This window comes from Spirillospora sp. NPDC049024, from assembly GCF_040649235.1.
GTDB lineage: Bacteria > Actinomycetota > Actinomycetes > Streptosporangiales > Streptosporangiaceae > Spirillospora.
This window is the reverse complement of record NZ_JBEZFD010000009.1, coordinates 73,649-93,778: the sequence shown is the minus strand read 5'-3', so window position 1 is coordinate 93,778 and position 20,130 is coordinate 73,649. Positions and strand designations below refer to the sequence as shown.

Sequence of the window (20,130 nt, the reverse complement as noted above, 5' to 3'; positions counted from 1 at the left end):
GCGCGCCGGGCGCGCGCCGGGAAACGAACGGGGCCGTCCCGGCGTTGAACGGGGGAGAGGCTTTCGACGACCCCGAAGATGGAGACATGCTGCCGCTGCTGATCGTCCTGGCGCTCCTGCTGCTGCCGGTCCTGGAGATCTTCGTGCTGATCCAGGTCGGCGGGGTGATCGGCGTCTGGCCCACGGTCGGGCTGCTGATCGCCGAGACCGTCCTCGGCGCGTGGCTCGTCCGGCGGGAGGGCCGCCGCGCCTGGCGGGCCCTGCAGGAGACGGCGCGGCGGGGCGTCCTGCCCGACCGGGAGGTCGCCGACGCGGCGCTGGTCATGGCCGGCGGCGTCCTGCTGCTGGTCCCCGGCTTCGTCACCGACGTGCTGGGGCTCGCGCTGGTGCTCCCGTTCACCCGCCCGCTCGTCCGCCGGGTCCTGGGCGTGTTCGCGGCCCGGCGGATGCGGGCCGCCGAGGAGCGCGCCGCCACGATGTTCCCGCCCGGCGCCGCCGGGTTCGACCCGTTCGGCCGCGGCCGCGGCCCCGAGCGCGTCGAGACCCCGCCGGGACCGGTGGTCCGCGGCGAGGTCATCGAGGACGACACGCCCGCCGAGCAGGACGACGCGCCCGCCGGGCAGAGGCACGACAGGCCCTCGCGCGCCTGACCGTCAGGCGTCGCGGGCGGCGAACACGGCGCCGCCCGCCAGCAGGGCCGCGGCCGCGTAGGCGGCCAGCACCCCGAGGCCCTGCCACGGCCCGATCGGCAACCGGTCCACGCCCCGCGTCGCCTGGACGGCCAGGCCCGCCGTCATCGGCGCGGCCTTCGACAGCCGCTCCCGCCAGGCGTCGTCGCCGACGAGCCGGACCAGGACCGGGACGATCCACAGCAGCGTCAGCACCGCGCTGATCGCCGCCGCCTGCTCCCGCAGCACCGTCCCCACGCCCAGCGCCAGCAGGGCGACCAGCACCAGGTACAGGACGGTCCCGGCGGCCGCGCGGGCGGTGGGGCCGTCGGCGAGCGACAGCGGCGGGTAGCCGTTCGCGGCCGTGAAGCCGTTGCCGGGCAGGATGCCCCGCCCCGCCGCCAGCGACGCCAGCACCCCGGCCGTCCCGGCCGCGGCGACCAGGCCCGCCACCACGGCGGCCTTGGCGGCCAGCACCGTGATCCGGCCCGGCACCGCCGCCAGCGTCGCGGTGATCGTCCCCGCGGCGTACTCGCCGCCGACCGCCAGCACGCCGAGGACGACCGCGGCGACCTGCCCCACCTGGACGCCCGACAGCGCCAGCTTCGGCGTGTCCTCCATGCACCCGGCCGGTGTGGCGCAGTGCGCGGTGTCCACGGTCCCGGTGACCGCGGCGCCCACCGCGGCGACCAGGACGGCGAGCGCCGGCGCGAGCAGCGCGGTGCTCGGCACCGTGCGCAGCTTCGTCCATTCGGCGTGCAGCGCGTGCAGCGCGTGCAGCGCGCGCCGGCTCCCGCGTGCCCGACCGGTCATGCGTCCCGCCGCCTGAGCAGCCACGCGGCGGCGGCCAGCGCGACCGCCGTGTAGGCGCACAGCACCCCGAACCCGGCCCACGGGTCGATCGCCCGGTCGAACCGGGCGACGGTCTGCTGGATCGCGAACCCGGCCGCCGGGGTGAGGCGCTCCAGCCACCGTGCCGCCGACAGCGGCAGCCCGGTCGCGACGATCTGCGGGACGAGCAGGAGCAGCAGCACGATCGTGATCGCGGGCGCGCTGCGCCGCACGATCACGGCGACCGCCAGGGAGAACACGGCGATCACGGCGAGCAGCGCGGCCGTGCCGAGGACGGCGCGCAGCACGGTCCCGTTGGCGAGGGACGGCGTCGCCAGCCCGTGCGAGCGCTGCACCGGGCCCGCGAGCAGCACCGACCCGACCGCCGCCGCCAGCCCCGCCGCCAGCGCCGCCAGGCCCGCCACGACCGCCTTGGCGGCCAGCACCCGGCCGCGGCCGGGGGAGGCGGCGAACGTCGTGCGCAGCATCCCGCGCCGGTACTCGGCCGTCACCGACAGCACCGCCACCACCACGATCGCCACCTGGCCGATCAGCACCCCGGCGAGGGTCGTCTTGGCGGTGTCGTCGGCGAACGCGTTGGGCCCGATGTCGCCCACTCCCTTCAGCGCGAACGTCCCGCCGGAGCCGGTGCGGCCGTCCAGCGACGGGTCGGCCGCCGGGCCGTCCATGGCGCCGCGGTCGCGCCACACGGCGCCCGGCTGCGCCGGCGTCACCGACACGTGGTCGAACGTCGCCCGGGTGGCGGAGGGCTCGCCCGAGACGCTCTCCCCGCCGAACATCCGCCGCACCTCGACCTTGTCCGGGGCCGACACGACCATGCCCGCCAGGGCCGTCTTCGGCAGGCCCTCCAGCCGGACGGACCCGACGCGGCGCCAGTCGCGGCCGTCGGACGAGGCGTAGCCCGTGACGCCCGTCCCGTCGCGGGTCAGCTTGAGCCAGCGCGGCACGGCGCCCGCTCCGCCGTAGGCGCCGCCGGCCTTGTAGCCGGTCTGGAGCCGGACGCCGTGCCCCGGCGTCACCACCAGCGCCGCGTACGGGGTGCCCGGGTCCGCGCTCCCCTTGATCATCAGGCCGGCCTTGGCCCACGCGCCGCCGCCCTCCTGGGAGGTGACGCGCGCGACGATCGAGCCGTCGCCCGCCAGGGGCAGGTAGGTGTAGTGGCCGAGGTCGATGGTCTGGAGCCGCGCCGGGTCGGACGGCCCGTCCCCCGATCCGGTGGACTCGCTGCCCGCCGCCGACAGCAGCGCCACGAGCACGGCCAGCAGCACCGCCGCCGGCAGGGCCAGTATCCAGCGGCGGACGGTGCGCAGCTTGGTCCACTCGGCGAGCAGCAGCCGCCCGAACCCGTCGCGGGCCCCGGCTTCGACCGTGCTGCGGTACGAGGTCGCCGCGGCCGGCCCCGGCGTGCTCACAGGGCCTCCTGGACCGGCGCGCTCTGGAACTCCACAGCGTCGCGGGTCAGCTCCATGTAGGCCTCCTCCAGCGAGGCGCGGTGCTCGCCGATGCCGGTGAACCCCACGCCGGCCTCGGTGAGCACCGCGATGATCCGCTCGGCGGCCAGCCCGGTGACGGTGACCGCGTCCGGCCCGGCAGCGGCCACGGTGGCGCCCGCGCGGGCCAGCGCGGTCATGGCCTCGCGCCGTTCGGCGGTCCGCAGCTCGACCCGGCCGCCGGACGCGGCGGCCAGCAGGTCCGCGACGCTGGTGTCGGCGACCAGCCTGCCGCGCCCGATCACCACCAGGTGGTCGGCGCCGCCCTCCAGCTCGGCCATCAGGTGGCTGGACACCAGCACGGCCCGCCCCTCGGCGGCCAGCGACCGCAGCAGGCCCCGGATCCAGGTGACGCCCTCGGGGTCCAGGCCGTTGACCGGCTCGTCGAACATCAGCACCGGCGGGTCCCCGAGCAGCGCCGCGGCGATCCCGAGCCGCTGCCGCATGCCGAGGGAGAAGCCGCCCGCCCGGCGGCGCGCCGCGCTCGCCAGCCCGGTCAGCCCGATCACCTCGTCCACCCGCCGGACCGGCAGCCCGTTGGCGTGCGCGAGCCACAGCAGGTGGTCGCGGGCGCGGCGGGCCGGGTGGACCGCCGACGCGTCCAGCATCGCCCCGAGCCGGCACAGCGGCGTCCGCAGCGTCCGGTAGGGCCTGCCGCCGACCAGCGCGGTCCCGCCGTCGGGCCGGTCCAGGCCCATGATCATGCGCATGGTGGTGGATTTGCCGGCGCCGTTCGGGCCGACGAACCCGGTGACCCGCCCGGGGCCGACCGTGAACGACAGGTCGTCCACGGCGACGGTGGGCCCGTACCGCTTGCGCAGGCCCCGTACTTCGATGGTTGCCTCCATGGACCGGGAGGCTACGGAGCGCCGCGCCCCCGGGTCATCACGCGGGGGAGGAGTCTTCGCGGGCAGGGGTCGGGGGAGAGGGCGTCCCTCCCGCGAGGGACGCCGCCGCGGCGCCGTCCGCGCCACAATGGCGTGCGTGGGCGACAGCGACCAGACCGCCGGGCGGGCGCGGTGGCCGGTGGCCGGCGGGTGCCTCGCCCTGGCCGCCGCCGCCGAGGCCGTGTACCGCACCCACGGTTCGGGGGTGGTCCTGTCCCTGGCCCTGGTGGTGGACGTGTGCGCCACGCTCCCGCTGGCGCTCGTCCGCGACCGGGCCCCGGCCGCCGCCGCCGCGATCACCGTGTCCGCGGCCGCGGCGTGCGTCCTGCACCGCGGCGCCGCCGTCGCCGCGCTCGCCGCCCTCGTCACCGTCTGGACGGTCCTGGCGCGCCGCCGCGTCCTGCGGCGCCGCGCCGAGACCGCCGCGCTCGCCGCCTCCCGGCGGGCGTTCGAGAGCACCCTGCTGGAGCACACCGCGCGCGGCGAGCGGGCCCGCATCGCGCGCGAGCTGCACGACGTCGTCGCCCACCACATCTCGATGATCTCCGTGCAGGCCGAGACGGCCCGGCTCGCGGTGCCCGGCATGCCGGACGAGGGCGCCAGGCGGCTGCTGGCCATCGGCGACACCGCCCGCACCGCGCTCACCGAGATGCGGCGGCTGCTCGGCGTGCTGCGCGAGGACGCCGGCGCCGAGCCGACCCGCCGCCCCCAGCCCGGCCTGCAGGAGCTCCTCGACCTGGTCGACCAGACCCGCGAGTCGGGCGCCGCGGGCGTCCGGCTGATCGTCGGCGGGCACGTCGCCGCCCTGGACCCGGGGCTGGAGCTGGCGGTCTACCGGATCGTCCAGGAGGCCCTGACCAACGCCCGCAGGCACGCGCCGGGCGCCGCCGTCGACGTGGAGCTCCAGTACGCGCCGGACGCCCTGCGCGTCAGCGTCCGCGACAACGGCCCCGGGCCCGTGCCCGGCGGCGGCCCCGCCGGGCACGGGCTGCTCGGCATGCGCGAGCGGGCCGCCGCCGCGGGCGGCGACCTGCGCACCGGCCCCGGGCCCGGCGGAGGGTTCCTGGTGGAGGCGGTCCTGCCGCTGGAGGAGGAGCCGTGAGCGTGCGCGTCGTGGTGGCCGACGACCAGGAGGTCGTCCGCGCCGGGTTCGGGGCCCTGCTGGGCACCCAGCCGGACCTGGAGGTCGTCGCGACGGCGTCCGACGGCGCCGCCGCGGTGCGGGTGTGCGGCGAGCACCGTCCGGACGTCGTGCTGATGGACGTGCGGATGCCGGTCATGGACGGCATCGAGGCCACCCGCCGCGTCACCGCCGAGCCGGACCCGCCGCGGGTGCTGATGCTGACCACGTTCGACCTGGACGAGCACGTCTACGACGCCCTCGTCGCGGGCGCCAGCGGGTTCCTGCTCAAGGACGTCACGGCCGAGCGGCTGTTCGACGCCGTCCGGGTCGTCGCGGCGGGGGAGGCGCTGCTCGCCCCGGCCGTCACCCGCCGCCTCATCGGGGAGTTCGCGCGGCTGCGGCCGCGCCCGCCGTCGCGGGGGCCGGCCCTGGACGCCCTGACCCCGCGCGAGACCGACGTGCTGCGCCTGGTCGCGGCGGGCCTGTCCAACGCCGAGATCGCCGCCCGGCTGGTCGTCGGGGAGGAGACGGTCAAGACCCACGTCAGCCGGATCCTGCGCAAGCTCGGGCTGCGCGACCGCGTCCAGGCGGTCGTCGCCGCCTACGAGAGCGGTTTGGTGCTGCCCCGCTCGGACAGGTGACCCGGCCGGACAGGCGACCCGGGCGGACCGGCGACCCGGGCGGACCGGGCCGCGACGCCCGCCCCCGGGCATGGCGAAGGCCCGCACCCTCGCCGGTACGGGCCTTCGCTACGAGCCTGTCAGCCGTTCACGCGGACTTCCTGCGTCCCGCTCGCAGGATCTCCAGGCGTTCGGCCAGGACCTCCTCAAGGTCTTCCACGGTCCTGCGCTCCATGAGCATGTCCCAGTGGGTCCGCGGCGGCTTTCCCTTCTTCGCTTGGGGCAGCTCCCCGTCGACCCGCAGGGCCGTGGCGCCGCAGCTGCGGCATTCCCAGGTGATCGGCACCTCGGCCTCGGCTGCGAGCGTCACGGTGAACCGGTGGCCCTTCGTGCAGGTGTAGTCCACCTCTTGGCGAGGGGCCAGATCGGTGTTGCGATCGTTCTCGTAGCTCGTCGCTCCGAGTCGGGTGCCGCGAAGTGCGCGCTCGGCCATCGTCACGTGCCTCCCAGACGGCTTGCGGTCTTGCCCTGACCAACGCTGAACACCCTGCCAAGATTCCCGCGCCCGGGGTGATCCAACCCTGCTGTTTGCGGCCGTCCCCAGCCGCCGGCGGGGAACACGCGGCCGGCGCGCTAGTGACGGGACACCAGGACCGCGTCGATCAGCCCGTACTCCTTGGCCTCCTCGGCGGTGAAGTAGCGCTCGCGCTCCAGGTCGCGGCGGACGTCCGCGGGGTCGTGCCCGGTGGCCTCGGCGAGGATCGCCTCGGTCTGCCCGCGCATCCGCAGCACCTCCTGCGCCTGGATCGCCAGGTCCGTGGCCTGGCCGCCGGCCGTCTCGAGCGCCGGCTCGTGCAGCAGGATCCGCGCGTCCGGCAGCGCCTGCCTGCGTCCGGGCGAGCCCGCCGCCAGCAGGATCGCCGCGGCCGACCCGGCCTGCCCGACGCAGGTCGTCTCGATCTCGGGACGCACGTAGCGCATCGTGTCGCAGATCGCCAGCATCGCGGTGATCGAGCCGCCCGGCGAGTTGATGTACAGGGCGATGGGCCGGTCGGGGTCCATCGCCTCCAGCGCCAGCATCTGCGCCGTGACGTCGCCCGCGCTGGTGTCGTCCACCGGCGCGCCGAGGAACACGATGCGCTCCTCGAACAGCTTGCTGTAGGGGTCGGTCTCCTTCCGGCCCTGGCCGGTGCGCTCCTCGAACTGGGGGACGAGGGAGCGCCGTTCCGCTCGTGTCATGTGCCCACCCGGTCGGTGCTGTCGATGACGTGGTCGACGAAACCGTAGTCGCGGGCCGCCTCCGCGGTGAACCACGCGTCGCGGTCCCCGTCGGCCTCGATGCGCTCCAGCGGCTGGCCGGTGTGGAACGCGGTGCGCTCCGCCAGGGTCCGCTTGAGGTAGAGCGACTGTTCCGCCTGGATCCTGATGTCGGACGCGGTGCCGCCGATGCCGCCGTGCGGCTGGTGCATCATCACGCGCGCGTGGCGCAGCGCGTACCGCTTGCCCCGCGTCCCCGCGCACAGCAGCGTCTGTCCCATGGAGGCGGCCATGCCCATCGCGACCGTGGATATGTCGTTCGGGACGAACTGCATCATGTCGTAGATCGCCATCCCGGCGTCCACGACGCCGCCGGGGGAGTTGATGTAGAGGGTGATGTCGCGCCGGGCGTCCTGCGCGGCGAGCAGCAGGAGCTGCGCGCTGACCCGGTTGGCGACCCCGTCGTCGATCTCGCTGCCGAGGAACACGATCCGCTGCGCCAGCAGCCGCTCGAACAGCTGGGCGTCCGCCAGTCGCGGCAGCTCGGCCACGCCGGCCCGCGACCTGCCCGCGAACGTCTCCGCCCGCTGCCCGCCGTCCTCTCGCCACGGTTCGCCGTTCACCCGAGCCTCCTTGATCATCTGTACATTTCGTACACTACGTACGGACAGTAATCCAGAAGCCGGAGGACGGCCAGAGGGCGGCGGAGTGTTTCGCTATACGATGAATCACGTGGATGTTCCGGTAACCGAAGCACGCGCCCAGTTCGCGGATCTGGTGAACCGGGTCGCCTACACCGGCGAGCCCGTCCGGCTCACGCGGCGGGGCCGGGTGATGGCCGCCCTGGTCTCCCCGGAGGATCTGGAGCTCCTGGAGACCGTCCGCTCCCAGCGCGCCGACCTGCAGATGGGCGGGACCGTGCCGCCCGGGCAGCCGTCCCGTCCCGCGGAGCGGCCCCAGCAGCCGCCGCAGCCGCCGATGCGCATCGCGGCCGAGTACCGCCCGCCCGGCTTCAGGCCCTGACCCCGGTTCCGAGGCCCGTCCGCGGACGGGTGCCCGCGTCGTCCCGGGGGCGGACGAGGCCCGCCGCCGCAGCCGCGACGACGCAGAGCGCGGCCGGCAGGAGCAGCGTCAGGCCGAGCGGCATGACGCGGGTGAGCGGGCCGATGACCGCGGGGCCCGCGAGCATCCCGAGGTAGCCGAGTCCGGCCACGCGGGAGACGTTGGCGCCGGAGGCGGCCCGGTCGTGGTGGCCGGCGGCGCTGAACAACTGGGGGACGGCCCCCGACAGCCCCGCGCCGAGCACGGCCCAGCCGATCAGGGCCGGAGCCTCCCGGGGCGACAGCGCCGCCAGCGCCAGGCCGCACGCGGCCAGGCCGGCGCCGTTGCGGAGGACGGCCACCGGGCCGAAGCGCGCGGCGAGCCGGTCGGCCAGCAGCCGCCCGCCGGTCATGGCGGTGGAGAAGGCCCCGAACGCCAGCGCCGCCGTACCGGGGGACGCGTCCAGACCGCGCAGGTGCAGCGCGCTCCAGTCGTTCGCCACTCCCTCGCACAGCATGATCATGAAAGCGAGGGCGGCCAGCCCCCGGATGCGCCGGGGCGTCCGGCGGCGCACCGGCGCGGCGGCGTCGGGCGTACCGCCCGACCGCAGTAGTGCCGGAGCGGCCGCAGCGCCGGCGGCGGTGCTCAGGAGCGCCACGAGGCCGAAGGTGGCCGCCGGGCTCCAGCCCCAGGTGAGCGTCCGGGCGCCGACCAGGGCCGCCAGGACGCCGCCGAGGGAGAAGGTCGCGTGGAAGGCGGCCATGACGGGCCTTCCGTAGCCGCGCTCGACCTGGACGGCGTGGGCGTTCATGGCGACGTCCAGCGCTCCGTGGCAGGCGCCGAGCAGCAGCAGTGCCGCGCCGAGCGTCCACGGGCCGGTCGCCAGGCCCGGCAGGACCAGCGCGGCGCCGGCCGCCGCGGCGCTGAGCGGCACCACCCCGCGGGCGCCGGCGCGGTCGGTGAGGGGGCCCGCGATCCGCATCCCGGCGACCGCGCCCGCGCCGAGCAGCAGCAGGAGCCGTCCGAGCACCGCGTGGTCGATCCCGGTCCGGTGCTCGATGGGAGGGATGTGGACGATCCACATGCCCAGCAGGAACCCGGCCAGGGCGAAGTAGGCGAAGGTGGCCAGCCGGGCCGCCCGCGGTGGTCCTGCCGTCTCGGGAGCGGTCATACGAGCCTGACGTCCACGCCGGCGTCCCGCAGGCGGGCGACGGCGGCGTCGGGGGCGGACCGGTCGGTGACCACCATGTCGAGGTCGGTGGCCGGGCAGACGAGGCCGAGGCCGCTGCGGCCGAACTTGGCGCCGTCGCACACGGCGACGACGCGGCGGGCCGAGGCGATCGCCGCGCGCTTGACCGGGACCTCGTCGAGGTCGTGCGCCGTCAGCCCGTGCTCGGCCGACAGGCCGCAGACGCCGAGGACGGCGGTGTCGACGCGCAGCGAGGAGAGCGAGGCCTCGGTGAGCGGCCCGGTGAACGCCAGCGCCCCGGGCGTGGTCCGCCCGCCCGGGACCAGCAGCCGGATCTGCGGTGCCCCGCTGAGGGCGTTCGCGGAGTGCAGGTCGAGGGGGACGACGGTGAGCCGCCGCCCGGCGATCGCGTGGGCGACGGTGAGGGCGGTGGTGCCGGCGTCCAGGACGACGGCCTCGCCGTCGGTGAGGAGCGCTCCGACCTCGGCGGCGAGGCGCCGCTTGGTCTCGGCCGCCTCGTGCTCGCGGACGGCGAAGGGCATCGCCTCGCCGCGCAGCAGCAGGCTCACCGCCCCGCCCCGCACCCGGCGCAGCACGCCCCGCTCGGCGAGCAGGTCGAGATCGCGCCGGATGGTCATCTCCGAGGCGCCGGTCTCCTCGGCCAGTTCCGTCACGCTCACCCGCTCGGTGGTTCGCAACCGCTCGATGAGCATGTCCACCCGTTTCGAACTCTCCATGTGTTCAATCAACCAGTTTTAGTGTTAGGTAGTCAACCGAGACCTCGGGAGGCCCCATGACATGGATCGTGTTCGACTACGCGGGCGTGATCAGCGCGTCCCCGCCCGTGGGCGCCGGAGCGCTGCTGCCCCAGACGGTGGGTGCGCCGCCCGCGCGGTTCTGGCCGGTGTACTGGGCGCACCGGCGGGACTACGACCTGGCCGCCGTGACGGCCGCGGAGTTCTGGCGGCGGGTGTGCGGCCGGCTCGACGTGCCGGTGGACGACGACCTGATCCACGTCCTGGTGACCCTGGACGTCCGCACCTGGGCGCACGTCAACGAGGACACCGTCGCCCTGCTGAGGGAGCTGGCGGGGCGGGGCACGCCGCTCGCCCTGCTGTCGAACGCGCCCGTCGAGCTCGCCCGCATGGTGGACGGGCGGCCCTGGGCGCCGCTGTTCCGGCACCGGCTCTACAGCGCCGACCTGGGCCTCGCCAAGCCCGCGCCGGAGATCTTCCACGAGCTGACCGGCCGGCTCGGCGCGGCCCCGGACGAGGTGGTCTTCGTCGACGACCGCGAGGAGAACGTGCGGGCGGCCCGGATGCTCGGCATCCGTTCGGTGCTGTTCACCGGAGTGCCGGGGCTGCGCGCCGAGCTGGCCCGCGTCGCCGGACCGGGCGGGGTCAGGGTACGGCGGCGGGCGGGGTCTCGTACGGCCACAGGCCGCGGGACGCCATCACGTCGCGGAGGGTGACCAGCTCGTCGGTCATGATGCCGTCGATGCCGAGGTCCAGGAGGCGCTTCATGGCGGCGGGGTCGTTGACCGTCCACGCGTGGACCTGGAGCCCGAGCCGGTGGGCGTGCTCGATGAACGCCTCGGTGACGAAGGGCACCGGGCCGAGGCCGTAGGGCACCTGGGCGCAGGCGACGCCGGTGGCGGCGAGGCGGACGAGCTTGGCGGTGGGCCCGCCGATGGACTTGGCGCGCAGCGCCATCAGGCCGCGCGGGCCGAGCGCCATGCACACATCGTGGTCGGTGTACTGGGGAAGCCTGGCGCGCATCTGCGCCAGCCGGCGGGTGGAGAACGAGGTGATGCACACCCGGTGCCAGGCGTCGGTGCGGCGCAGCGTCTCGGCGAGCGGGCCGATGACGGGGGCGTCCTTCAGGTCGATGTTGACGCGCGCCTCGGGGAAGGAGCCGAGGACGTCCTCCAGGCGGGGGATGGGCTCGGTGCCGCCGATGCGGGCCTTGGCGACCTCGGAGTACGGGAGCCGGGCGATGGCGCCGGTGCGGTCGGTGACGCGGTCGAGGGTGCGGTCGTGGAAGGCGACCACGACCCCGTCGGCGGTGGCGTGGGCGTCGGTCTCCAGGTAGCGGTAGCCGAGGTCGGTGGCGCGCTGGAACGCGGCCATCGAGTTCTCCGGGCGCCCGGCCGCGCCGCCGCGGTGGGCGAAGGGGATCGGGCCGGGATGGTCGAGGAATTCGAACGAGCGCCGCACCCGTCCGATTATGGCCGACCTCGCCGCCCGTCTTGACCTTACTGCGTAAAGGGCGGGGGCGAGAACGCCGGTGCTAGCGTCGGCGCGGCGAAAACCGATCAGCAAGGAGAACGCGGACATGGCGGACGTGAACGACTACAGGGCGACGTTCGAGCTGGTGGACGTGGACGGCGACGGCTACATCTCGACGGCCGAGCTGAAGAACCTGATGAGCCGGCTGGGGCAGGACGTCACCGACACCCGCGCCGTGGAGGTGGTCGTGGCCGCCGACGCCAACCGGGACGGGAAGATCTCCCTGGAGGAGTTCGCCGCGCTGATGGAGCGCACCTCGTCCCGGTGACGGCGGCGGCCGCGCGGGTCAGCGGGCCCGGCGCCGCAGCTTGAGGGCGTTGTCGGTGCGGGTCATGGTGCGGCCGTCGGGTGCGGTCTGGACGCGTTCGTGCTCGTCGCTGCGCAGGACCTCCCATTCGCCGTCCGGCAGGCCGAGGGAGTGCAGGACCTCGTCGGGCGTGGGCAGGTGCACCCCGGGGTGGGCGCCGGGGTCCCACGGCGGGGGCCCGGCGTGCCCGACGACGAGCAGGATCCCGCCGGGCGCGACGGCGGCGGCGGCGGCCCGCAGGACCTCCTCGCGGGGCATGTCGGCGGGGGAGTGCAGGAACTGCGCCGACACCAGGTCGTAGGACCCTTCGGGGAAGGAGGCGGCGAGGTCGCGGCGCTGCCAGTCGACGCGGTCGGCGACGCCGGCCTCCTCGGCGCGGCGGGCGGCGCGCTCGAGCGCCACCCCGGAGATGTCGGCGGCGGTGACGCGCCAGCCCCGCCGCGCCAGCCAGACGGCGTCGGCGCCTTCGCCGCATCCGAGGTCCAGGGCGGTGCCGGGCTCCAGCCCGGCGGCCTCCTGGATGAGGACGGCGTTGGGCTCGCCGCTCCAGATGTGGTGGTGCTCGGAGTAGCGGGAGTCCCAGTACTCCTGGTGGGTGGTGGTGTCGTCCATGCTCCGATGGTGCGCCGCGACCGCGTCCGGCGGCGAACTGCGTTGCCGTTTCGGCAAAGCGAGCAGGGCGAGCGGGACCAGGACGGCCGGAGCCGCGGCGACGGCGTAGCACGCCGGGAGCGGGAGCACGTCCAGGGCCGCGCCGGTGGCGGCCGTGCCGCCGGAAGCGCCGAGGTTCAGCGCGGTGTTGACCCAGGCCACGGCGCGGGTCCGGGCGCCGGGCGGCGCGCCGGCGTCGGCGAGGAGGTAGGCGGTGGTCAGCGTCGGTCCGACGAACAGTCCGGCGGCGGCCGCCGCCGCGGCCAGGACGGCGACGGAGGGGGCGAGCCCCGCCGCGGCGAGGGCGAGGCCGAGCGGGCACGCGAGCACGGCGAGCCGGGTGCGTCCGGGTGCGGCCCGGCTCAGCGCGCCGTAGGCGAGGCCGCCGAGGGTGCTGCCGGCGGCGACCGCGGCCTCCACCCAGGCGACCGCCGCGGGCTGGTGGTGGCGCTCGGTGAAGGCGACGGCCAGCAGGCCGGTCGAGCCGAGGACGACTCCGGTGGCGGCGGCGGTGAGGGCCGGCGCGAGCGGGAACACCCGCACGCGGGCCGCGCGGCGGCGCGGCGCCGGCCGCGGGGCCGCCGGGGAGGCGACCATCCCGAAGGTCCCGGCGGCGATGAGGACGGCGCCGAGGGCGACCCCGAGGGACGGCGCGGCGACCGCGGCGAGCAGGCCCGCCAGGAGCGGGCCGGTGACGAAGACCAGCTCTTCGGAGACGGTGTCGAGGCTGTAGGCGCGGCGCAGGAGAGGGCCCTCCGGGAGGAGGCCGTTCCACAGCGTCCGCATGACCACGCCGACCGGGGGTGCGGTGACCCCGGCGGCGGTGGTGAGGACGCCGAGCAGCGGGACGGGCGCGTCGGGCCGTGAGGTGAGGACGGCGAGGGCGGCGAGGAGCAGGGCGTAGGCGGTGGCCATCGGGGGCAGGGCGCGCCGGGGCCCGTGCCGGTCGATGATGGCCGCGCGCACCGGCGACACGACCGAGACGGTGAGGCCGAGCAGGGCCAGCAGCCCGCCGGCCTGGGCGTAGGAGCCCGTGGTCGCGGTGAACGCCAGGGTGAGGGACAGGTAGACGGTCCCGTAGGACAGCCTTCCCAGAAAGGCGAAGGCGAAGGTGCGGGAGGCGTGGGGGGCGCGCAGCACGGCCGCGTATGACGCTGTCATGGAGTCGGTTCCTCAGGAAGGCCCGGGGGCCGGTTTACGGGGACGCCGGAGGCCGCCGCGGCATCAGCGGCGGCGGGGGCGTCCTACGCAAAGATGAGGAACTGCATGCCGTGATCGTAACGCGTGCGCGGCCGGTGGGAGATCCCGCCGGCGCATGTCGGGGCCCCTGGTTCACGCGCCGGGCCGGATAGCGGACCCGGAGGGTTCGAGGTCCGGCGGCCCGCCGGGAGCGGGAGCGCTGAGGGGAGGCCGCGAGCGGGGCGTCGTGCGGCGGGACAGCAGGACTCCGGCCAGTGCGGCGGCGAGGCCGGCCAGCCCGGCGGCGGCGAAGCCGCCTCCCGGAGCGGTGAGGTCGATCGCCGTGCCGGCGGCGGGGGCCCCGAGCGCGAAGCCCCCGCTCAGCGCCGAGGACTGCAGGCCCGTGGCCTCGCCGCGCACGCCGGCGGGCGCGAGGCGGCTGACGGCGTCGGCCACCGTGGACAGCGTCGGGGCGGCGAGCAGCCCGGCGCCGGCGCCGGCCGCGCACAACCAGCGCCAGTCGTGGGCGAGCCCGGCGGGCACGGTCGCCAGGCCGAGCAGACCGAGCAGCAGCCACGCGGGCAGCGGCCGGGGGAGCGCGCCGTACACCAGCCCGCCGACGACGGACGAGACGCCGTAGACGGCCACGACCACGGCCGCCCAGGAGACCTGGCCGGCGTCTTCGAGGGTGGCGACGATGGCCAGGTCGGTGGCGCTGAGCAGCATGGTGGCGCCGAACGCCGTCACCAGCGTCGCGATCATGCCCGGGCCCAGCCACTCCCGGCGGGGAGGGCGGCCGACCGCGGCGGCGTCCGTCTCGTCCCCGGTCCGCAGGGGCGGGTCGAGCAGGGCGATGCCCACCGCGCCCACCAGCATCGCGGCGCCGACGCCCCACGCCACCAGGCCGGGGGACGCCTTCGCCGCACAGAAGATCACGATCGGGGGGCTCAGCATGTACGACAGTTCGCCCTGCACCGATTCCAGTGCGAACGCGGCCTGGCGCTGCCCCGCCGTCGTCATGGCGGCGATCGCCTGCCTGGTGACCAGGGGGACCGGCACCATGAGCAGGCCCGCCGCGAAGGCGGCGCCCAGCAGGGCGCCGTACGGCAGGACCGGCACGCTCAGCCAGAACACGGCCTGCGCCGCGGCGGTGGCCAGCAGGACGACCCGCGGCCCCCGCGCGTCGATCACGCGGCCGAGCAGCGGCCCGCCCAGCGCCATCCCCGTGCTGACGGCCGCCGCGACGCCTCCCGCCGCGGCGTAGCTCATGTCCAGGCCCAGCACGACGTACATCGTCAGCGCCATCACGTCGGCCGTGATCGCGGCGCGGGCGAGGAACGCGATGCCCAGCAGGGGCGCCATCCTCGGCACGGCGAGCACCTGTCGGTATCCGGTCACCCGCGCGACGCTAGATGATCTCTCCTGGCCATAGGAAGTGGTTAATCCGCTTGATCCGACATAATGGCGCCTTATGGCGAGAGATCTCGAGATCGCGTTGCTGCGGTCGTTCGTCACCGCCGTCCGGGCGGGCAGCATCAGCCGCGCCGCGACCGCGCTCGGGCAGACCCAGCCCGCGATCAGCCAGCAGTTGCGCAGGCTGGAGAGCACCGTGGGCCGTCCGCTGCTGCACCGCTCGGCCTCGGGCGTCGCGCCGACCCGGGCTGGCGAGGAGCTCCTGCCCTACGCCGAGCGCATCCTCTCGCTGTCCGCGCAGGCGCTCACCGAGACCGTGCGCGCGCTCACCGGCCGCTGCGGCGTCGGGCTCCTCGAGGACCTCGCCGCGTCCCGGCTCTCGCAGGCCCTCGCCGACCTGGCCCGGCTGCACCCCGGCGCGACGCTGGAGGTGCTCAGCCTCTCCAACGCCGCGATGCGGGAGGCCTACGACGCGGGCCGCGTCCAACTCGTGCTCGACGTGATGCCGTGCGTTCCCGGGCCGCCGCGCTGGACGGTGCGCCGCCCGCTGGTCTGGGCGGTCGGGCAGGGCGTGGACGTGGCCGCGGATCCGCTGCCGGTGGTGCTGTTCTCCAACCCGTGCTCGTGGCGTACGGCGGTGCTGGAGACGCTGGTGCGTTCCGATCGGCGCTGGCGGGTGGCGTTCGAGAGCAACGGCCTGGCGGGCGTGCTGGCCGCGGTGCGAGCCGGGCTCGGCGTCGCGGCGCTCATGCCCGCGAACCTGGAACCGGCCATGGCCTGCCATGACGCGGACGCCCTGCCCGCCCTGCCGGACGTCGAGTTCGGTCTTGTCCGGCACCCGGCGACCGACGGTGATCCCCTGGTCGATGCGGTGGAGACCGCGCTCCGACGCATGATCTGACGACCGCCGCGCCCCGGCTGTCGGCTGCCGGTGGGGGTCAGGCGCTCCATTCGCGTCGGCGGGCCTCGGCGAGGGCGATGGCGGTGGCGGTGGCGACGTTGAGGGAGCCGACGCGTCCGACCTGGGGGATGTAGGTGACGGCGTCGGCGGCGGCCAGCAGGGCGGGGGAGCAGCCGTGGTCCTCGCTGCCGATGGCGAGGCAGACGTCCCCGCCGAGGGGGGCCTCGTGCAGGGGCACGGCGTCGGTGGTCAGCTCCACGGCGACGAGGCGCAGGCCCTCCTTGCGGACGGCGGCGGCGGCCTCGGCGGCGGTGCCGGCGTGCTCCCAGGAGACGAGGCGGTCGGTGCCGAGGGCGGTCTTGGCGACGTTGCGGTGGGTCGGGGGCGTGGCGTTGCCGGCGAGCCACAGGTGCTCGACGCCGAACACGGCGGCGCTGCGGATGATCGAGCCCATGTTGAAGGGCTGGGTGACCGATTCGATGAGCAGGCCGAGGCGGGCCTCGGTGCGGCGGCGCCAGTCGCGGTTGAGGCGCTTGACGTCGGTGGCGCGCAGCTGGCGGCGCCCCTGGGCGGGGTCGGGGGTGCTCATCGGGTGTGGCCTTCCGTGCGGGACGCGACGCGCAGGACGCGGTAGGCGGATCGGGAGGCGATCCGTTCGGTGGGGAAGCCCTGGCCGGTCAGCCACTTCTGCAGGGAGTCGGAGCCGAGGTGCTTCTGGACGACGAGGTGGGCGAGGCCGCCGGGGGCGAGGCGGGGGAGCCAGGTGAGGAGGAGGTCGTGCAGGGCGGCCTTGCCGATGCGGATCGGCGGGTTGGACCAGATCGCCGCGAACCGCAGCTCGGGGTCGGTCTCGTCCACCAGACTGAACCTTACATTGTCAAGGCCGGCGGCTTTGGCATTCTCCTCAGCGAGCCCCAGGGCTCGCTGATTCACATCTACTCCAATAACCCTCGCCTGAGGCGAGCGCTTGGCCATGGTGATGGCGATGGGGCCGTATCCGCAGCCGAGGTCGAGCAGGTCTCCGGTCGCCGGGGGCGCGGGGACGGTCTCCAGCAGCACGCGGGTGCCGGGGTCGACGCGGTCGGGGGAGAACACGCCGCTGTCGGTGGCGAGCCGCAGGTGCAGGTCCGGCAGGACGAGGTCGACCGTGCGGCGGCGGCTGGCGGCGTCGGGCCGGTCGGCGAAGTAGTGTTCCCCCACGTCGGCCGACCGTATCAGCGTTCGGGGGCCGCGCGTGCCGTCAGGGGAGGCGCGAGAACCAGACGAGGGACACGCCGCCGGCGGCGAAGGCGAACAGCAGCGCGATGCCGACGTAGCGGGCGGCGACGTCGCGGTGCTCGGTCCGGAAGCCGAGGGAGGTGCCGATGTTGGCGTAGACCTCGCGGAGCTGGTCGGCGTCGGCGGCCTCGTAGGCCTTGCCCTCGGTGCTCTCGGCGAGGCTCTTCAGGGTCTCCTTGTTGACCGAGACGCTGGTGGTCTCGCCTTCGATGTCGACGGTGCCGTAGGGGGTGCCGAACGCGATCGTGGAGACCGGGACGTGCGCGACGCGGCTGGCGTCGATGGCCTCCTGCACCGAGCGGCCGGTGGTGTTGTCCCCGTCGGACAGCAGGACGATGTGGGCGGGCGGCGGGTCCTGGCGGGCCTGGGCGTCCAGGGACCGGACGGCCTGCAGGGACGTGAAGACGGCCTCGCCGATGGCGGTGCGCTTGGCGAGGACGAGCTGGTCGAGGGAGGCGACGGCGGCGTCGCGGTCGGCGGTCGGGGCGGCGATGAGGTTGGCGCTGCCGGCGAAGGCGACGACGCCGACGTTGAAGCGGCGGGGCAGGTCGCCGATGAACCGCTTGGCGGCGGCCTTGGCGGCGTCGAGGCGGCTGGGGGTGACGTCCCTGGCCATCATGGACAGCGACACGTCGACCGCGACCACGATGGTGGCGCGGTCGCGGGGGACCTTGACGGCGGTGGCGGGCCGCGCGAACCCGAACATCATGAGGGCGATCATGATGAGGAACAGCACGGCGGCGACGTGCCGGCGCCAGCCGGGGCGGCGCGGGGCGACCTGGGACAGCAGGGCGAGGTTGGTGAACCGGACGGCGTACTGCCGGCGGCGCAGCTGCATCAGCAGGTAGGCGGCGGCCAGGGCCGGCAGGAGGCCGAGGAGCCAGAGGCGTTCGGGTGACAGGAAGGTCATGGGCGCACTCCCGCGGTGGTCACGGGCCGGCCTGCGGCGCGGCGCTGGCGGAGGGCGAAGCGGGCGACGTCGGCGATCCAGTCGCGGTCGGTGCGCAGGACCAGGTGGTGGGCGCCGCAGCGGCGCAGTGCGGCGCGGGTGCGGTCGCGCTGGGCGGCGGCCGCGGCCGCGTACCGTTCGCGGACTCGGCGGCTGAGGACGATCTCGTGGACGGTGCCGGTCTCGGGGTCGGTCATCTCGACGAGGCCGACGTCGGGGAGGTCGAGTTCGCGGGGGTCGATGATCTCGATGGCGAGGACCTGGTGGCGGGCGGTGAGGCGGCGCAGGGGGCGTTCCCAGGCGGGTTGGCCGTGGGGGCCGTCGGGGGTGGGGTCGGCGCCGTCGGGGGTGAGGAAGTCGGAGATGAGGACGCGCAGGCCGCGGCGGGTCTGGCCGCGGTCGAGGGCGGCGATCGCGGCGGCGAGGTCGCGGGGCGGGGCGGTGGCGGTGGTGCGGCGTCCGGCGGTGTCGTCGACGGACTGGGCGTCGAGGACGGCCTGGAGGAGGGCGTACAGGGCGGCCTTGCCGGTGCGTGCGGGCCAGCGGCGCATGCCGTCGTCGTGGAGGAGGTAGGCGCCGACGCGGTCGCCGAGGCGGACGGTGAGGAAGCCGACGGCGGCGAGGGCGGCGACGGCCAGGTCGCGTTTGATCATGGTGCCGGTGCCGAAGTCCATGCTGGGGGTGAGGTCGACCAGGGCCCAGGCCTCGAGTTCGTGGTCGGCGATGAGGTCGCGGACGTGGGGGGTGGTGGTGCGGGCGGTGACGGCCCAGTCCATGTGGCGGACGTCGTCCTCGCCGGGCTGGTAGAGGCGGGCTTCGGCGAGTTCGGTGCCGGGGCCGGGGAGCAGGCCGAGGTGCTCGCCGTTGAGGAGGCCGTCGAGGCGTCGGGTGACCTGGAGTTCGAGGCGGCGCAGGGTGCGTTCGGGGGCGAGGTGGGCGAGTTTGCCGCTGCGCCGACGGCGGGCCGAGCGGAGCTCGTCGTTTGATTGGCGGTGGGCGGGGGCTGGAGGACGGGCCGTCATGCGGTGGTCACCGCTGCGGCGCCGTGGTTCCAGACGACGCGGGGCGGGGGGACGGCGGCGAGGATCTGGCCGATGACGTCGGCGGTGTCGACGCCGTCGGCGAGGGCGTCGAAGGTGAGGACGATGCGGTGGGCCATGACGTCGCGGGCGACGGCGCGGACGTCGTCGGGCAGGACGTAGTCGCGTCCGGCCAGCAGGGCGAGGGCGCGGGCGGCGGAGGCGAGGCCGAGGGTGGCGCGGGGGCTGGCGCCGATGTCGATGACGCCGCGCAGGTCGGGGAGGCGGTACTGGTCGGGTTCGCGGGTGGCCATGACGAGCCGGACGATGTAGTCGGCGATGAGTTCGTGGACGGAGACCTCCTCGGCGGCGCGCTGGAGGCCGGCGAGGCGGTCGGTGTCGAGGATCTGGGCGGCTTCGGGCGGGTCGACGCTCATGCGCTGGAGGATCTGGAGTTCCTCGTGGGCGGCGGGGTGGTGGACGTCGACCTTCATGAGGAAGCGGTCGCGCTGGGCTTCGGGGAGGGGGTAGACGCCTTCGGACTCGATGGGGTTCTGGGTGGCGAGGACGAGGAAGGGGCGGGGGAGGGGGTAGGTGTTGCCGCCGAGGGAGACCTGGCGTTCGGCCATGACCTCCAGGAGGGCGGACTGGACCTTGGCGGGGGCGCGGTTGATCTCGTCGGCGAGGACGAAGTTGACGAAGACGGGGCCGAGTTCGACGTCGAACTGCTCGGTGGAGGGGTGGTAGATGCGGGTCCCGACGATGTCGGAGGGGACGAGGTCGGGGGTGAACTGGAGGCGGGCGAAGGTGCCGCCGACGACGCGGGCGAGGGTGCCGACGGCGAGGGTCTTGGCGACGCCGGGGACGCCTTCGAGGAGGCAGTGGCCGCGGGCGAGGAGCGCGACGATCATGCGCTCGACCATGTGCTCCTGGCCGACGATGACCTTCTTGACCTCGGTGAGGGTGGTCTGCAGGAGTGCTGCGGCCTCGTCGACGTCGGTGGCGGCGATGGTCATGT

General features: G+C 75.4%; 23 protein-coding genes. 7 read left to right on the top strand and 16 right to left on the bottom strand.

Translation table 11 applies throughout. The annotated features are described in order from the left end of the window. Positions 1–86 precede the first annotated feature (86 nt). Entirely contained in the window at positions 87–650 is a 564-nt protein-coding gene (locus tag AB0C21_RS18505; protein ID WP_500205489.1) for an FxsA family protein, read from the top strand. A gap of 3 nt (positions 651–653) precedes the next feature. Here the strand turns inward: AB0C21_RS18505 and AB0C21_RS18500 are convergent, their stop codons facing one another. From AB0C21_RS18500 to AB0C21_RS18490, 3 genes are read right to left on the bottom strand one after another with little or no spacing between them, the layout of a single operon-like run. Next, a complete protein-coding gene (locus AB0C21_RS18500) occupies positions 654–1,481 on the bottom strand; it encodes an ABC transporter permease (RefSeq protein ID WP_500205487.1) in 828 nt (275 codons plus the stop codon). After that, positions 1,478–2,932: an ABC transporter permease subunit gene (locus AB0C21_RS18495; RefSeq protein WP_500205486.1), complete on the bottom strand. Its 1,455-nt coding sequence runs from the start codon at positions 2,930–2,932 to the stop codon at positions 1,478–1,480. The genes AB0C21_RS18500 and AB0C21_RS18495 overlap by 4 nt, the downstream gene beginning before the upstream one ends. Continuing rightward, entirely contained in the window at positions 2,929–3,858 is a 930-nt protein-coding gene (locus AB0C21_RS18490; protein WP_500205484.1) for an ABC transporter ATP-binding protein, read from the bottom strand. Before AB0C21_RS18490 ends, AB0C21_RS18495 begins: the two co-directional genes overlap by 4 nt. A gap of 136 nt (positions 3,859–3,994) precedes the next feature. On the opposite strand from AB0C21_RS18490, the gene AB0C21_RS18485 reads away from it, so the two are divergent. Next, entirely contained in the window at positions 3,995–4,999 is a 1,005-nt protein-coding gene (locus AB0C21_RS18485) for a sensor histidine kinase (RefSeq protein ID WP_500205483.1), read from the top strand. Further along, a complete protein-coding gene (locus AB0C21_RS18480; RefSeq protein WP_500205482.1) occupies positions 4,996–5,661 on the top strand; it encodes a response regulator in 666 nt (221 codons plus the stop codon). Before AB0C21_RS18485 ends, AB0C21_RS18480 begins: the two co-directional genes overlap by 4 nt. Positions 5,662–5,788: 127 nt before the next feature. Here the strand turns inward: AB0C21_RS18480 and AB0C21_RS18475 are convergent, their stop codons facing one another. From AB0C21_RS18475 to AB0C21_RS18465, 3 genes are all read right to left on the bottom strand, one after another. After that, complete coding sequence (locus AB0C21_RS18475) at positions 5,789–6,133, bottom strand: RNA polymerase-binding protein RbpA (RefSeq protein ID WP_149258318.1); 345 nt, start codon at positions 6,131–6,133, stop codon at positions 5,789–5,791. Between the two features lie 140 nt (positions 6,134–6,273). Beyond that, positions 6,274–6,879, bottom strand: a complete 606-nt coding sequence (locus AB0C21_RS18470; protein ID WP_500205480.1) for an ATP-dependent Clp protease proteolytic subunit — start codon at positions 6,877–6,879, stop codon at positions 6,274–6,276. Beyond that, positions 6,876–7,448: a ClpP family protease gene (locus AB0C21_RS18465; protein ID WP_500205771.1), complete on the bottom strand. Its 573-nt coding sequence runs from the start codon at positions 7,446–7,448 to the stop codon at positions 6,876–6,878. Before AB0C21_RS18465 ends, AB0C21_RS18470 begins: the two co-directional genes overlap by 4 nt. Before the next feature lie 181 nt (positions 7,449–7,629). On the opposite strand from AB0C21_RS18465, the gene AB0C21_RS18460 reads away from it, so the two are divergent. Then, positions 7,630–7,920: a type II toxin-antitoxin system Phd/YefM family antitoxin gene (locus AB0C21_RS18460; protein WP_500205474.1), complete on the top strand. Its 291-nt coding sequence runs from the start codon at positions 7,630–7,632 to the stop codon at positions 7,918–7,920. Here AB0C21_RS18460 and AB0C21_RS18455 read toward each other — a convergent pair. Further along, positions 7,910–9,109: an MFS transporter gene (locus AB0C21_RS18455; protein WP_500205471.1), complete on the bottom strand. Its 1,200-nt coding sequence runs from the start codon at positions 9,107–9,109 to the stop codon at positions 7,910–7,912. The two genes, AB0C21_RS18460 and AB0C21_RS18455, sit on opposite strands and share 11 nt — an antisense overlap. Continuing rightward, positions 9,106–9,864 carry a DeoR/GlpR family DNA-binding transcription regulator gene (locus tag AB0C21_RS18450; RefSeq protein WP_149258323.1) on the bottom strand — a complete coding sequence of 253 codons (759 nt, stop codon included), beginning with the start codon at positions 9,862–9,864 and terminating at the stop codon, positions 9,106–9,108. Before AB0C21_RS18450 ends, AB0C21_RS18455 begins: the two co-directional genes overlap by 4 nt. 56 nt (positions 9,865–9,920) lie before the next feature. Here AB0C21_RS18450 and AB0C21_RS18445 point away from each other — a divergent pair, with 56 nt between their 5' ends. Continuing rightward, positions 9,921–10,598: an HAD family hydrolase gene (locus AB0C21_RS18445; RefSeq protein ID WP_500205469.1), complete on the top strand. Its 678-nt coding sequence runs from the start codon at positions 9,921–9,923 to the stop codon at positions 10,596–10,598. On the opposite strand, the gene AB0C21_RS18440 is transcribed toward AB0C21_RS18445, so the two are convergent. Next, the gene (locus tag AB0C21_RS18440; protein ID WP_500205467.1) at positions 10,528–11,343 is read right to left on the bottom strand and encodes a glycerophosphodiester phosphodiesterase family protein; all 816 of its coding nucleotides are present in this window, start codon (positions 11,341–11,343) and stop codon (positions 10,528–10,530) included. The genes AB0C21_RS18445 and AB0C21_RS18440 overlap by 71 nt on opposite strands. Positions 11,344–11,461: 118 nt before the next feature. On the opposite strand from AB0C21_RS18440, the gene AB0C21_RS18435 reads away from it, so the two are divergent. Beyond that, positions 11,462–11,683, top strand: coding sequence for an EF-hand domain-containing protein (locus AB0C21_RS18435; protein WP_500205465.1), 222 nt, complete (start codon positions 11,462–11,464; stop codon positions 11,681–11,683). Between the two features lie 18 nt (positions 11,684–11,701). Here AB0C21_RS18435 and AB0C21_RS18430 read toward each other — a convergent pair whose 3' ends face one another. Beyond that, complete coding sequence (locus tag AB0C21_RS18430; RefSeq protein WP_500205464.1) at positions 11,702–13,534, bottom strand: SAM-dependent methyltransferase; 1,833 nt, start codon at positions 13,532–13,534, stop codon at positions 11,702–11,704. Between the two features lie 171 nt (positions 13,535–13,705). Then, positions 13,706–14,950, bottom strand: a complete 1,245-nt coding sequence (locus AB0C21_RS18425; RefSeq protein ID WP_500205462.1) for an MFS transporter — start codon at positions 14,948–14,950, stop codon at positions 13,706–13,708. Positions 14,951–15,023: 73 nt separating this feature from the next. Here AB0C21_RS18425 and AB0C21_RS18420 point away from each other — a divergent pair, with 73 nt between their 5' ends. Continuing rightward, positions 15,024–15,866: a LysR family transcriptional regulator gene (locus AB0C21_RS18420; RefSeq protein ID WP_500205461.1), complete on the top strand. Its 843-nt coding sequence runs from the start codon at positions 15,024–15,026 to the stop codon at positions 15,864–15,866. Between the two features lie 37 nt (positions 15,867–15,903). Here the strand turns inward: AB0C21_RS18420 and AB0C21_RS18415 are convergent, their stop codons facing one another. Genes AB0C21_RS18415 through AB0C21_RS18395 form a run of 5 tightly spaced genes read right to left on the bottom strand, consistent with a single transcriptional unit; the run spans position 15,904 to position 20,128 of the window. Next, entirely contained in the window at positions 15,904–16,455 is a 552-nt protein-coding gene (locus AB0C21_RS18415; RefSeq protein WP_500205459.1) for a TrmH family RNA methyltransferase, read from the bottom strand. Then, positions 16,452–17,066 carry a class I SAM-dependent methyltransferase gene (locus tag AB0C21_RS18410; protein ID WP_500205458.1) on the bottom strand — a complete coding sequence of 205 codons (615 nt, stop codon included), beginning with the start codon at positions 17,064–17,066 and terminating at the stop codon, positions 16,452–16,454. The genes AB0C21_RS18415 and AB0C21_RS18410 overlap by 4 nt, the downstream gene beginning before the upstream one ends. 40 nt (positions 17,067–17,106) lie before the next feature. After that, positions 17,107–18,054: a VWA domain-containing protein gene (locus AB0C21_RS18405; RefSeq protein ID WP_500205456.1), complete on the bottom strand. Its 948-nt coding sequence runs from the start codon at positions 18,052–18,054 to the stop codon at positions 17,107–17,109. Then, entirely contained in the window at positions 18,051–19,115 is a 1,065-nt protein-coding gene (locus AB0C21_RS18400) for a DUF58 domain-containing protein (protein WP_500205454.1), read from the bottom strand. The genes AB0C21_RS18405 and AB0C21_RS18400 overlap by 4 nt, the downstream gene beginning before the upstream one ends. Continuing rightward, positions 19,112–20,128, bottom strand: coding sequence for an AAA family ATPase (locus AB0C21_RS18395; RefSeq protein WP_353821880.1), 1,017 nt, complete (start codon positions 20,126–20,128; stop codon positions 19,112–19,114). The genes AB0C21_RS18400 and AB0C21_RS18395 overlap by 4 nt, the downstream gene beginning before the upstream one ends. Between the last annotated feature and the right edge of the window lie 2 nt (positions 20,129–20,130).

Excerpts from the sequence above, each read along its gene's own strand:
- AB0C21_RS18505 (WP_500205489.1), top strand. The coding sequence starts at position 87 with ATGCTGCCGCTGCTGATCGTCCTGGCGCTCCTGCTGCTGCCGGTCCTG.
- AB0C21_RS18500 (WP_500205487.1), bottom strand. The coding sequence starts at position 1,481 with ATGACCGGTCGGGCACGCGGGAGCCGGCGCGCGCTGCACGCGCTGCAC.
- AB0C21_RS18490 (WP_500205484.1), bottom strand. The coding sequence starts at position 3,858 with ATGGAGGCAACCATCGAAGTACGGGGCCTGCGCAAGCGGTACGGGCCC.
- AB0C21_RS18475 (WP_149258318.1), bottom strand. The coding sequence starts at position 6,133 with ATGGCCGAGCGCGCACTTCGCGGCACCCGACTCGGAGCGACGAGCTAC.
- AB0C21_RS18470 (WP_500205480.1), bottom strand. The coding sequence starts at position 6,879 with ATGACACGAGCGGAACGGCGCTCCCTCGTCCCCCAGTTCGAGGAGCGC.
- AB0C21_RS18455 (WP_500205471.1), bottom strand. The coding sequence starts at position 9,109 with ATGACCGCTCCCGAGACGGCAGGACCACCGCGGGCGGCCCGGCTGGCC.
- AB0C21_RS18450 (WP_149258323.1), bottom strand. The coding sequence starts at position 9,864 with ATGGAGAGTTCGAAACGGGTGGACATGCTCATCGAGCGGTTGCGAACC.
- AB0C21_RS18445 (WP_500205469.1), top strand. The coding sequence starts at position 9,921 with ATGACATGGATCGTGTTCGACTACGCGGGCGTGATCAGCGCGTCCCCG.
- AB0C21_RS18435 (WP_500205465.1), top strand. The coding sequence starts at position 11,462 with ATGGCGGACGTGAACGACTACAGGGCGACGTTCGAGCTGGTGGACGTG.
- AB0C21_RS18430 (WP_500205464.1), bottom strand. The coding sequence starts at position 13,534 with ATGACAGCGTCATACGCGGCCGTGCTGCGCGCCCCCCACGCCTCCCGC.
- AB0C21_RS18420 (WP_500205461.1), top strand. The coding sequence starts at position 15,024 with ATGGCGAGAGATCTCGAGATCGCGTTGCTGCGGTCGTTCGTCACCGCC.
- AB0C21_RS18415 (WP_500205459.1), bottom strand. The coding sequence starts at position 16,455 with ATGAGCACCCCCGACCCCGCCCAGGGGCGCCGCCAGCTGCGCGCCACC.
- AB0C21_RS18405 (WP_500205456.1), bottom strand. The coding sequence starts at position 18,054 with ATGACCTTCCTGTCACCCGAACGCCTCTGGCTCCTCGGCCTCCTGCCG.
- AB0C21_RS18400 (WP_500205454.1), bottom strand. The coding sequence starts at position 19,115 with ATGACGGCCCGTCCTCCAGCCCCCGCCCACCGCCAATCAAACGACGAG.
- AB0C21_RS18395 (WP_353821880.1), bottom strand. The coding sequence starts at position 20,128 with ATGACCATCGCCGCCACCGACGTCGACGAGGCCGCAGCACTCCTGCAG.